Source organism: Pseudomonas sp. 05T35 (assembly GCF_056396605.1).
Genome location: NZ_JBFTLU010000104.1, coordinates 1 through 12542 on the forward strand (window position 1 = coordinate 1; position 12542 = coordinate 12542).

Annotated in this window: 8 protein-coding genes and 1 pseudogene; 8 read left to right on the forward strand and 1 reads right to left on the reverse strand. The window is 61.6% G+C overall.

The window, feature by feature from the left end; translation table 11 throughout:
- Positions 1 to 78 precede the first annotated feature (78 nt).
- The 7 genes and pseudogenes from pilG to trhA all read left to right on the forward strand — a co-directional run bounded on the left by pilG (position 79) and on the right by trhA (position 10579).
- Entirely contained in the window at positions 79 to 483 is a 405-nt protein-coding gene (pilG, locus tag AC1DH9_RS10900) for a twitching motility response regulator PilG (RefSeq protein ID WP_427543870.1), read from the forward strand.
- A gap of 57 nt (positions 484 to 540) precedes the next feature.
- Entirely contained in the window at positions 541 to 906 is a 366-nt protein-coding gene (gene pilH, locus AC1DH9_RS10905; RefSeq protein WP_019694067.1) for a twitching motility response regulator PilH, read from the forward strand.
- A gap of 10 nt (positions 907 to 916) precedes the next feature.
- Positions 917 to 1453 (forward strand): chemotaxis protein CheW, encoded by a 537-nt coding sequence (locus AC1DH9_RS10910; protein WP_427543866.1) that lies wholly within the window; start codon positions 917 to 919, stop codon positions 1451 to 1453.
- A 50-nt stretch (positions 1454 to 1503) separates the two neighbouring features.
- A pseudogene (locus AC1DH9_RS10915) lies at positions 1504 to 3396 on the forward strand (methyl-accepting chemotaxis protein); the annotation flags it as partial.
- Between the two features lie 38 nt (positions 3397 to 3434).
- The gene (locus AC1DH9_RS10920; protein ID WP_477808157.1) at positions 3435 to 9365 is read left to right on the forward strand and encodes a hybrid sensor histidine kinase/response regulator; all 5931 of its coding nucleotides are present in this window, start codon (positions 3435 to 3437) and stop codon (positions 9363 to 9365) included.
- Positions 9358 to 9819, forward strand: a complete 462-nt coding sequence (locus AC1DH9_RS10925) for a chemotaxis protein CheW (protein ID WP_427531946.1) — start codon at positions 9358 to 9360, stop codon at positions 9817 to 9819. Before AC1DH9_RS10920 ends, AC1DH9_RS10925 begins: the two co-directional genes overlap by 8 nt.
- Positions 9820 to 9961: 142 nt before the next feature.
- Positions 9962 to 10579 carry a PAQR family membrane homeostasis protein TrhA gene (trhA, locus tag AC1DH9_RS10930; protein WP_123581315.1) on the forward strand — a complete coding sequence of 206 codons (618 nt, stop codon included), beginning with the start codon at positions 9962 to 9964 and terminating at the stop codon, positions 10577 to 10579.
- A 90-nt stretch (positions 10580 to 10669) separates the two neighbouring features.
- On the opposite strand, the gene AC1DH9_RS10935 is transcribed toward trhA, so the two are convergent.
- Positions 10670 to 11581: a LysR family transcriptional regulator gene (locus AC1DH9_RS10935; RefSeq protein ID WP_427543857.1), complete on the reverse strand. Its 912-nt coding sequence runs from the start codon at positions 11579 to 11581 to the stop codon at positions 10670 to 10672.
- Positions 11582 to 11688: 107 nt separating this feature from the next.
- Here AC1DH9_RS10935 and AC1DH9_RS10940 point away from each other — a divergent pair.
- On the forward strand, positions 11689 to 12542 hold an 854-nt coding region (locus AC1DH9_RS10940; protein WP_477808158.1), incomplete at its 3' end, for an FAD-dependent oxidoreductase.

A 12542-nucleotide genomic window follows, 5' to 3' on the forward strand; every position in this document is an offset into this window, starting at 1 on the left:
CCCTTGAACATCAAGGGTTTCAGCCCTTGGTAAGCCGCAAACGACAAATTGATTCGCAAAGGCGACGGTAGAGCAGATATGGAACAGCATTCCAGCGCCTTGAAGGTCATGGTGATCGATGATTCGAAAACGATTCGCCGTACCGCCGAAACGTTGTTGAAAAACGTGGGCTGTGAGGTCATCACGGCCATTGATGGTTTTGATGCCCTGGCCAAGATTGCCGACAATCACCCCGGCATCATCTTTGTCGACATCATGATGCCGCGTCTGGATGGCTATCAGACCTGCGCCTTGATCAAGAACAACAGTGCGTTCAAGTCCACGCCGGTGATTATGCTGTCGTCCAAGGATGGGTTGTTCGACAAGGCCAAGGGGCGCATCGTCGGCTCCGACCAGTTTTTGACCAAACCTTTCAGCAAGGAAGAACTGCTGAGCGCGATCCAGGCCCATGTACCGGGCTTTGCCGTTGTTACGCCGCAGTAAGACACGCACAGTGACGCTCGGCCAGCGGGCCCGGCGTCTACAAGAATGGGGAAGACCATGGCACGTATTCTGATCGTCGATGATTCGCCGACCGAAATGTACAAACTGACCGGCATGCTGGAAAAGCACGGTCATGAAGTGTTGAAAGCCGAAAACGGCGCAGATGGTGTGGCACTGGCCCGTCAGGAAAAACCCGACGCGGTGCTGATGGACATCGTCATGCCTGGCCTCAACGGTTTCCAGGCCACCCGCCAGCTGACCAAGGACCCGGAAACCGGGCACATCCCGGTGATCATCATCACCACCAAGGATCAGGAAACCGACAAGGTCTGGGGCACCCGCCAGGGCGCCAGGGACTACCTCACCAAGCCGGTGGAAGAAGACACCCTGATCAAGACCCTGAACAACGTGCTGGCGGGTTGACGGCCGACCCATGGCCGAGTCGCTGACTGCCTTCGAACTGCTGCTGCAGATCGATCAGCGCTGCCGCCTGCTGGCGGCGGACTTGCCTTCGCAGCAAACCCGCAACCACGGCTGGAGCGGGATCGGCTTTCGCCTCGGCGAGCACTGGTACGTGGCGCCGATGGGCGAGGTCAGCGAGGTGTTGCACGAGCCGCGCCTGACTCTGTTGCCGGGGGTCAAGTCGTGGGTCAGGGGCGTGGGTAACCTGCGTGGACGACTGTTGCCGGTCATGGACCTGTGCGGTTTCCTCGGGGTTGAGCTGTCTACGCAGCGCAAACAGCGGCGCGTACTGGTCGTTGAATATAAAGAGGTGTTCGTCGGGTTGATGGTCGATGAGGTGCTCGGCATGCAGCACTTTGACCAGGCCAGTTTCGAGCCGGCGTCATTGGACGCTCAGGGTGGAATGGCGGCGTTCATAAAGGGACAGTTCGAGCGCGAGCAACGGTGGCAGGTCTTCAGCCCGTTTGCCCTGGTGCAGTCCCCACGGTTCATGGATGTGGCCATCTAACCGGTACGACACGGATCCCGTGTGGGAGCGAGCCTGCTCGCGAATGAACGATAACGCTGCTGTCCCAGCGCATCGCCAAGAACGCCACTGAAGCGGCGGCCGGCAAAGCGGCAGCGTTCAAGCTGCTGAGCGATTCGCGCAACGACTTCGCCCAACGCTGGGGTTACCTGAAGAAAGGTGACCCGACCACCGGTCTGCCACCAGCACCCCACGCGGTACACGCGGAAATGCGCGCGGTGCAACTGGACTGGGAGCGCCTGCTGAAAAATACCGATGCGATCCTTTCCAGCGAACAGACTGTGCTGTCGCTGCATCAGGTCGCCGCGACCCTGGCCGAGACCGTGCCGCAGTTGCAGGTCGAGTACGAAAAAGTCGTCGAAATCCTGCTCCAGCGCGGCGCACCTGCTGCTCAGGTCGCCATGGCTCAGCGCCAGTCGTTGCTGGCCGAACGGATCCTGGGCGCGGTCAACACGGTGCTCGTCGGCGACGAAAATGCCCAACAGGCTGCCGACGCCTTTGGCCGTGATGCGGCGCGCTTCGGTCAGGTGCTCAACGGCATGCTCCAGGGCAATCCGACCCTGAAGATCAGCCAGGTCGAGGACCATGACGCGCGTGCCCGGCTGACCGAAATTTCCGAGCTGTTCGAGTTTGTTTCGGGCTCTGTCGACGAGATCCTCGAAACCTCGCCTGAACTGTTCAAGGTCCGTGAGTCGGYAGGCAACATCTTCAACCTGTCGCAGACCTTGCTCGATGAAGCCTCGCACCTGGCCAACGGCTTCGAAAACATGGTGGGCGGGCGTTCGACCGATACCATCGGCGGCTACGTGCTGGGCTTGCTGGCACTGATGTCAATCATCCTGATCGGCCTGGTGATGGTCCGTGAAACCAATCGCCAGTTGCGGGAAACTGCCGAGAAGAACGAACGTAACCAGAACGCGATCATGCGCTTGCTCGACGAGATCGAAGACCTCGCCGATGGCGACCTGACGGTCACGGCATCGGTGACCGAAGACTTCACCGGGACCATTGCCGACTCGATCAATTACTCGGTCGATCAGCTGCGCGATCTGGTCGCGACCATCAACCTGACGGCCGGCCAGGTCGCTGCCGCAGTGCAGGAAACCCAGGCGACCGCGATGCACCTGGCCCAGGCCTCGGAGCATCAGGCCCAGCAGATTTCCGAAGCCTCGACGGCGATCAACGAGATGGCCCAGTCCATCGATCAGGTTTCGGCCAATGCCGCCGAGTCGTCCGCCGTTGCCGAGCGCTCGGTGGAGATCGCCAACAAGGGCAACGAGGTGGTGCACAACACCATTCACGGCATGGACAATATCCGCGAGCAGATTCAGGACACGGCCAAGCGGATCAAGCGTCTGGGCGAATCTTCCCAGGAAATCGGCGACATCGTCAGCCTGATTGACGACATTGCCGACCAGACCAATATTCTTGCGCTGAACGCAGCGATCCAGGCCTCCATGGCCGGTGATGCCGGGCGCGGTTTTGCGGTGGTTGCCGATGAAGTCCAGCGGCTGGCGGAACGTTCGTCGGCGGCCACCCGGCAAATTGAAACCCTGGTGCGGGCGATCCAGACTGACACCAATGAAGCGGTGATTTCCATGGAGCAGACCACCACCGAAGTGGTGCGCGGCGCGCGACTGGCGCAGGATGCGGGGGTGGCCCTGGAAGAAATCGAAGGCGTATCGAAAACGCTCGCAGCGTTGATCCAGAGTATTTCCAACGCGGCGCAGCAACAGACGTCTTCGGCGGGTCAGATATCCTTGACGATGAACGTGATCCAGCAGATCACCACGCAGACCTCGTCGGGCTCCACGGCCACTGCCGAGAGCATCGGCAACCTGGCGAAGATGGCCAGCCAGCTGCGGCGTTCGGTGTCTGGTTTCACCTTGCCGGCGGTGCCTGAGCGCAGCGCCGACAAGGCTTGAACGGTGCCTGCTGGAAAAGCATTTTGATGGGAGTGGTTATGGGTGATCGGCACGACTATGTGGCCCTCGAATGGGTCAAGGGCGAAATTGCCGAAACGTTGAAGCAGGCGTTTATTGCCCTTGAAAGCATGGCCCTCGACAACCGGGTCGAAGAACCACTGACGGCGCACGCGATCGAGGAGTGCCTGGCGGGGATTCACCAGGTTCACGGCAGTTTGCAGATGGTCGAATTCTACGGCGCGGCGCTGCTCGCCGAAGAGATGGAGCAGCTCGCGGCAGCGTTGCAGCAAAACCGCGTCAGCCACCGCGATGAAGCCATTCGCCTGCTGCAACAAGCCCTCGGCCAACTGCCGATTTACCTCGACCGCGTGCACAGTGCCCGCCGTGACTTGCCGTTGGTGGTCTTGCCGTTGATCAACGACCTGCGCAGCGCCCGTGGCGAAAGCCTGTTGTCGGAAACCAGCCTGTTCAGCCCGCAGTGGCAAGCGCTTCCCGAATTGGATGACGACACGCTGGCAATGCTTGAGCCGGCCGAGCTGCCGAATGTGCTGCGCAAATTACGGCAAATGTTGCAGATGGGGCTGGTTGGGTTGCTTCGCGAACAGGACGACACCGCCAATCTCGGCTATCTGGCCAAGGTCTTTGCACATCTCGAAACGCTGTGCGACGGCGCACCCTTGGGGCCGTTGTGGCAGATCGCTTCGGCGCTGGTCGAAGGCATGCTCAGCGGCAGTGTCGCCAATAGTCCGGCGCTGCGCAGCCTGTTCAAGGACTCTGACAAGGAACTCAAGCGCCTGCTTGAACACGGCATCTCGGAAATCAATCAGCCGGCACCGCCTGAGCTGCTCAAAAGCCTGCTGTTCTACATTGCCAAGGCACAACATCCCACTGCGCAGATGCAAGCCATGAAAGAGCGTTATGCCCTGGACGACGCGTTGCCCGACAGTGCAATGGTCGATGAAGAACGCGCCCGTCTGGCCGGCCCGGCCCGCGACGCGATGCGCTCGGTGCTGGCCGCGCTTTGCGAAGAGCTGGTGCGGGTCAAGGAGCGCCTGGACCTGTTCGTGCGCAGCGACCGTCAACATGTCTCGGACCTCGACAGCCTGCTGGCGCCACTGCGGCAAATCGCCGACACCCTGGCGGTACTCGGCTTCGGTCAACCGCGCAAGGTGATCATCGATCAACTGGCGGTGGTCCTGAGCCTTGCCCAAGGCCAGCGCGAGCCGAACGATGCGACCCTGATGGATGTCGCCGGTGCCCTGCTTTACGTCGAGGCGACCCTGGCTGGAATGGTTGGCACCGTCGAGGAAAACCGCGAAGAGAGCCGGTTGCCGACCACCGACCTGACGCAAATCCACCAGATTGTCATCAAGGAAGCGCGAATCTGCCTGCAACAGGCCAAGGACATGATTGTCGACTACATCGACAGCGATTGGGATCGTCAGCTCTTGCAGCCGCTTCCAGCTGTGCTGACCCAGGTGCGTGGCGCGTTGGCGATGATTCCGTTGAGCCGTGCGGCGAGCCTGCTGGAAGCCTGCAAAGGTTTCATTCGCGAGCATCTGCTGGCAGACCGGACGCGTCCCGATTGGCCGCAACTCGACAGTCTGGCCGACGCCATTACCAGCATCGAGTATTACCTGGAGCGTTTGAGCGAAGACCCCGAGGCGCCCGGCGARAAGATCCTCGATGTCGCCGAGCAAAGCCTGGCGGCTCTGGGGTATTTCCCCGGCGAGGTGCCTGTGCCGTTGCCCGAAGACGTGCTGAGCCCAGGCTTGGCATTGGTGATGCCGGATCTGCCGGCGCTGGATAACCCGCAGATTGCCCAGTCGCTGGCCGAGGTGTTGGCCAGCCCGGCCCGTGCCGTCAATCCGCCCGCGCTGATCACTCCGGGCAGTCTGTTGCCGCCACCGGCCGATGAAGAACCGGTGGATACCGAGCTGCGCGAAGTCTTTCTCGAGGAGACCGATGAAGTCCTGGATATCCTGCGCGAATACTTGCCGCGCTGGGTGGCCAGCCCCGACAGCGCCTCGGTCCTGAGCGAGTTGCGTCGCGCTTTCCATACGTTGAAAGGCAGCGGGCGAATGGTCCGCGCACTGGTGTTGGGCGAGTTGGCGTGGGCGCTGGAGAATCTGCTCAACCGGGTGCTGGAGCACAGTGTCGAACCGGGTCCGCCGGTTTATCAACTGCTGGATGAAGTGCTGCAACTGCTCCCTGAACTGATTGCTGAGTTCGCCGCCAACACCCAGCGTCAGCGTGTAGATGTCGACCGCCTGGCCGCTCGCGCCCATGCCCTGGCGAAGGGTGATGAAACCCTGCCGGGCACTGCGCTGCAGGACGGCGAGATACTTGATCCGCAGTTGCTGGAGATCTTTCGCAACGAAGCTGAAACTCACCTCCAGAGCCTCGACCGTTTTCTCGACCGGGCCGCCGAGCACGTGCCGTTGCAGGCCAGCGATGAGTTGCAGCGCGCGTTGCACACCCTCAAGGGCAGCGCTTCGATGGCAGGTGTGTTGCCGATTGCCGAACTGGCGGCGCCGTTCGATCATCTGGCCCGCGAGTACAAGGCGCACCAGATTGCGTTGGACCTGGACGAAGTCGAGCTGCTGCTCGAAGCCGGCGATCTGTTTCGGTGCGGGCTGAAGCAATTGAACAGTGATCCGCTGACGCCGATCAGGGGCGCCGAAGACTTGATCGGGCGCACTCAGGCACTGCTTGCCGAGCGTCTGGACGCCATCCTCAATGCGCCGAACACGGGGCTGCGGATCAAGCGTGATCCGCAACTGATCAACAAATTCCTGGCCCAGGGCATGGACATCCTGCTGGACGCCGAAACCCTGTTGCAGCGCTGGCAGCAACACCCCGGCGAGCGCCAGGAACTCAGCGCGCTGCTGGATGAATTGACGACCCTGGGCGAGAACGCGCACTTGGCCGATCTGCATCCGGTGGACGAGCTGTGCGAAGCCTTGCTCGATCTCTATGGTGCGGTGGAAGAAAGCAGCCTGGTGGTCAACGAACGGTTCTTCCACGAGGCGCAAAGCGCTCACGAAGCGCTGATCAACATGCTCGACGAACTGGCTGCCGGCCAGGAAGTCGGCTCGCAACCGGCGCGGGTGCGGGCCTTGCGTGATCTGCTCAATGAGGGTCTTGATCCGTCGGCCATGGGCCTGATTCGCAGCGATGGCAGCCGCACGCTGAGCATTACCGAACTGGGCAGTGCCACCAGCGAGCTGGCGCAGGCGCAGGCGTTGACGATTGACGATGAAATCGTTTCGATCTTTCTCGAAGAAGCGGTGGATATCCTCGAAAGCGCCGGACAAGCCTTGCAGCGTTGGCTCAATGATCCGGAGAGCGCTGCGCCRCTGTCGTCGTTGCAGCGCGACTTGCACACCCTCAAGGGGGGCGCGCGGATGGCCGAGGTTGGGCCGGTCGGCGATCTGGCCCACGAACTTGAAAGCCTTTATGAAGGACTGGTCGACCGGCGCTTCAGTCATTCGCCAGCGCTCGGGGTGTTACTGCAACAGAGCCACGACCGCCTCGCGATGTTGCTCGAGCAGTTGCAGAACCATCAGCCACTGAGCGATCCGGGTACGCTGATCGAGGAGATCCAGCAATTTCGACAAAGCACTGGCAGTACGGCCGATGTGGTCGAGACTGCGGCTGCGAATGATGCGGCGAGCCACGATCCGGAACTGTTGGAGATCTTCCTCGAGGAAGGTTTCGACATCATCGACAGTTCGGGCGCGGCGCTGTCGCGCTGGCAGGCAGACCCACAGAACCGTCAGGAAATGGAAACCCTGCTGCGCGACCTGCACACCCTCAAGGGCGGCGCGCGAATGGTCGAAATCGCCCCGATTGGCGACCTGGCCCATGAGCTGGAATTTCTTTACGAAGGGTTGTCGACCGGCTTGCTGCACGCCATACCGGCGCTGTTCGATCTGTTGCAACGCAGCCATGACCGGTTGGCGCAGATGCTCGATGCGACCCGCGCCGGTCAGCCGGTGCTGCCGGCTGACAGCCTGATCGACGCGATCAAGGCCTTCACTCACCCATCGGCTGACAAKCCCTCGACGCCGGCTCCGGTGGTTGAAGTCGCACCGGTGGCCAAGCCTGAGGCCACAGCGCTGCAACCGGATGCTGGCGCCGATATGGTCAAGGTCTCGGCCGAGCTGCTGGACGATCTGGTCAACCTGGCCGGGGAGACCTCGATCTTTCGGGGGCGTATCGAGCAGCAAGTCAACGATGCCCACGTTGCCCTGAGCGAGATGGAAACCACCATCGAGCGCATGCGCGATCAACTGCGCAGGCTCGATACCGAAACCCAGGGCCGGATTCTCAGTCGGCAGCAGGTTGAGGCTGAGCGCCTGGGCTACGAAGAGTTCGATCCGCTGGAAATGGACCGTCACTCGCAGTTGCAGCAGTTGTCGCGGGCGTTGTTCGAGTCGGCTTCCGACTTGCTCGACCTCAAGGAAACCCTCGACCGCTGCAACCACGACGCCGAGAACCTGCTGCAACAACAAGGCCGGATCAACACCGAACTGCAAGAAGGCTTGATGCGCTCGCGCATGGTGCCGTTCGAACGGATGCTGCCGCGCTTGAAGCGTATCGTTCGTCAAGTCTCCAGCGAGTTGGGCAAGGACGTCGAGTTCATTGTCGGGAACGCCGAAGGCGAGATGGACCGCAATGTGCTGGAACGTATGGCGGCACCGCTTGAGCACATGCTGCGCAATGCTGTCGACCACGGCCTGGAGTCTGCCGAAGTACGCCGGGCAGCCGGGAAACCCGAGCAAGGCCGCATCACCCTGGACCTGTCCCGTGAGGGCGGCGACATCATTTTCGACATCCGCGACGACGGTGCCGGCGTGCCGCTGGATGCCGTGCGGCGCAAGGCGATCAAGCGCGGGTTGCTCGACCCCGGTAGCGACATGAGCGATCGCGACGTGTTGCAGTTCATTCTGCAACCAGGATTTTCCACGGCGGAGAAAATCACCCAGATCTCCGGGCGTGGCGTCGGCATGGACGTGGTTCACGAAGAAGTGCGGCAACTCGGTGGCTCGATGGTCATCGACTCGACACCGGGACAGGGCGTGCACTTTCGCATTCGGCTGCCGTTCACCGTGTCGGTCAACCGTGCGCTGATGGTGCAGTGTGCCGAGGATCAATACGCGATCCCGCTGAACACCATCGAAGGCATCGTGTGCGTGCTGCCCTTTGAGCTGGAGGGCTATTACCAGCTCGATCCACCGCTATATGAATACGSCGGGCAACGCTATGAACTGTGTTACCTCGGCGAGCTGCTGAAGACCAGCGTCCGCCCGAAACTGCTGGGCCAGAGCCTGCCGTTGCCGGTGTTGCTGGTGCAGTGCAACGAGCGGCGCATCGCGGTGCAGGTCGATGCGACGACCGGTACCCGGGAAATCGTGGTGAAAAGTCTCGGCCCGCAGTTCGCGGCGGTGCAAGGTTTGTCCGGCGCGACCATTCTTGGCGATGGCCGGGTGGTGCTGATTCTCGACCTGCTGACGCATATCCGCGCCATGCAGGCGCACGTGTCGCCGCAGCGGGTCATTCAGGAGCCGGTCACCGAGGCCGAGCCGCAGCGTTCGATGCTGGTCCTGGTGGTCGACGACTCGGTTACGGTGCGCAAGGTCACCAGCCGCCTGCTCGAACGCCACGGCATGAACGTGCTGACTGCCAAGGACGGTGTCGACGCCATGCTGTTGCTCGAAGAGCACATGCCTGACCTGATGCTGCTGGACATTGAAATGCCGCGCATGGATGGTTTTGAAGTGGCCATGCAGGTGCGCAACGATCCACGGTTGCAGCACCTGCCGATCATCATGATCACCTCGCGCACCGGCCAGAAACACCGCGACCGGGCGATGGCTATCGGCGTCAACGACTACCTCGGCAAGCCGTACCAGGAATCGGTGTTGCTCGACAGCATCGCCTTGTGGAGCAAAACCCATGCTTGAGCACCGCACCAGCAACCTTACCGGGCTGCTGTTGCCCTTGGCCGATCGCAACCTGATCCTGCCCAATGTCGCCGTCGCCGAGCTGATCGACTATCAGCCCGGTGCCTTTGACCTCGACTCACCGCCCTGGTACCTGGGCCTGGTGACCTGGCGTGATCGGAAAATCCCGCTGTTGAGTTTCGAATCGGCTTGCGGCAACAAAACCGTGATCGGCGACCGCGCGCGCATCGTCGTCCTCAACGCCCTCGGCGGGCGCCCGCACCTCAAATTCATCGCCTTGCTGGTGCAAGGCATTCCACGCTCCTACAAGCTCGACAGCCAGTTGAGCTACGTCGACGTGCCGCTGTGCTCGCTGGAACACGCTGCGGTACAGGTCGCCGAACACGTGGCGAAAGTCCCGGACCTGCTGGCGCTGGAAGAGTTGTTGGTGGGGGCGGGGTTGGTTGCGCAGTGAGTTGAACGCTCCCTTTTGGGGAACGATAAGTCCCACAAAGGGACCGATTTCGTCCACGACATTTGATTTGAAACATTGCGCTCTCAGGCTGCAAGCCTGAGGCTTGTGCGATGTTGCAGTGATTTTTTGAGGTTGGAGACACATGTATCACGGAGAAAAATTCAACGCCTGGAGCCATTTGTTCGGGGCGGTTGCGGCGTGTGTCGGGGCGGTCTGGTTGTTGGTGATTGCCAGTCTGGACGGCAGCCCCTGGAAGATTGTCAGCGTGGCGATTTACGGGTTTACCTTGCTGGTGCTGTACAGCGTTTCGACGGTTTATCACAGCGTGCGCGGGCGGGCGAAGGTGATCATGCAGAAGGTCGATCACCTGTCGATCTACCTGCTGATCGCTGGCAGTTACACGCCATTTTGTCTGGTGACTTTGCGCGGACCGTGGGGCTGGACGCTGTTCGGGATTGTCTGGGGGCTGGCGGTGATCGGCATGCTGCAAGAGATCAAACCGCGCTCCGAGGCGCGGATTCTGTCGATCGTGATCTATGCGGTGATGGGCTGGATCGTGCTGGTGGCGGTCAAGCCGCTGCTGGCGGCGTTGGGCACTATCGGGTTTGCCTGGCTGGCGGCGGGCGGGGTGTTCTATACCGTCGGCATCATCTTCTTCGCCCTCGACAGCCGACTGCGCCACGCCCACGGCATCTGGCACCTGTTCGTCATCGCCGGCAGCTTGCTGCACTTTGTGGCGATTCTGTTTTACGTCTTGTGAAGCAAAAGATCGCAGCCTTCGGCAGCTCCTGCGCCGAACGCGTTGCTCTGTAGGAGCTGTCGCGGGCTGCGATCTTTTAGCTGGTGCTCATCAACGATCCACCAACCGATCCAGTTGCTCCTGCGCGCGCGTGCTGAAGATCGTCAGCAAATCGCTCAGGGTGTGCGGCGGTGGCTCGTCAACGCGGGTCACGGCGTACAAAGTGATCGGCAACGGCGGCGCCAATGGCCGGATGGTCGTAGTCCTCGGTGAGGCACCGAGGGCTGTGAACGGGTCGATGACCGCCAGCCCGGCACCGGATTCGACCATGGCCCGCGCCAATGAATAGGTCTGCACGGAGATGCTGACCCGTGGCGGTGGCTCGACGGCTTTCAGGTAACTGTCGAGCCTGGCGGACAACGGATCGGCGCTGGACAGACCAATCAAAGGCGCATCGGCCAAGGCCATCAATGGCAGTGGCTTGCCTTGGTCTACCTCAGGCCAGTAACCGCTCGGCGCCAACGCTACCAGCACCCCACAGGCCAACGCCTGGGCCTTGAGCCCTGGGTGGTCGGGTTGTTGCAGGGTCAGCGCGACATCGATTTCACGCATCAGCAGGTTCTGCATCAATTCGCGGCTGTGGGCGCTGGACAGTTCGCAGACGATGTCCGGGTAACGCCGGGTCCACTCGTTGACCGCCGGCGGCAGTAGCGACAGGGCCAGCGCCGGTGTCGCGCCGATCCGCAGGCTGTGGCCCGGCTCGCGGCGCAGGCTCTGGGCCAGGCGTCGCACTCCTTGCAGGCTTTCAGTGACCTTGTCGACCTCGCGCTCCAGTTCCAGTGCTTCAGGCGTAGCCTGCAATTTACCACGCACCCGCAAAAACAGCGGGAAGCCCAGTTGTTGCTCGGCGTGCTGCAACACCTTGGTCACCGCAGGCTGCGAGACGTGCAGTAATTGCGCGGCGCCGCTGACCGAACCGGTCTGGCGGATGGCCTGGAAAATCTCGATGTGTCGAAGGCGCATGGCGATTCCATAACCTTTGCTTATGGGTCAGGCATCTTTATTCATTGTTCGGCGCCTGTCACCTGGCTCTAACCTCAGGCCCGTCTCAACAATGACTAAGGACTGACATGGCTCAGCGAGTTTGCATCATCGGCGGTGGGGTGATTGGCCTGACAACGGCTTACGCGCTGGTTCGCGATGGCTTTGAGGTGACGGTGGTCGAGGCCCGTGACTCGCTGGGCAGCGAAACCAGTTTTGCCAACGGCGGCCAATTGTCCTATCGCTATGTTGCGCCGCTGGCCGATGCCGGCGTGCCGTTACAGGCCATCGGCTGGATGCTGCGAGGGGATTCGCCGCTGAAGCTGCGCATGCGTTTCGACCCGGCGCAGTGGCGCTGGATGGCGTCCTTCCTTGGTGCTTGCCGGACCTCGGTGAATCGCCAGAATGCGGCCCATTTGCTACGTCTGGCGCTATTGAGCCAGACCACCCTGCAAGGCTGGCGCGAAGAGGACTCGCTGGACGGCTTCAATTGGCGGCGCAACGGCAAACTGGTGACCTTTCGCCAGGCTGCGAGCTTCGAGCATGCCCGCAACAGCCTCGTCGATCCACAGCAACAGCAAGTGTTGTCGCCAGCTGAAAGCGCGCGTCTTGAGCCAGCGCTGGCTGATGCTGCGTTTGTCGGGGCGATTTATACCCCGGACGAAGAGGTGGGCGACTGCCACGCCTTCTGCCAGCAACTGATGAAGCGGCTGAAAGCCTCGGGCCGATGCGAGTTTCGGCTGGGGCGGGCGGTGATCGGGATTCGTCATGTCGACGGTGCGGTAAGCGCCATTGAATTGGCTGATGAGGTGTTGCCGGTCGAACAACTGGTCATCGCCGCCGGCCACCGTAGCCCGTTGCTGGCACTGCCCGGTGTGCACCTGCCGCTGTATCCGCTCAAAGGTTATAGCCTGACGGTACCGATTGGTGCGGAGCATCGTGC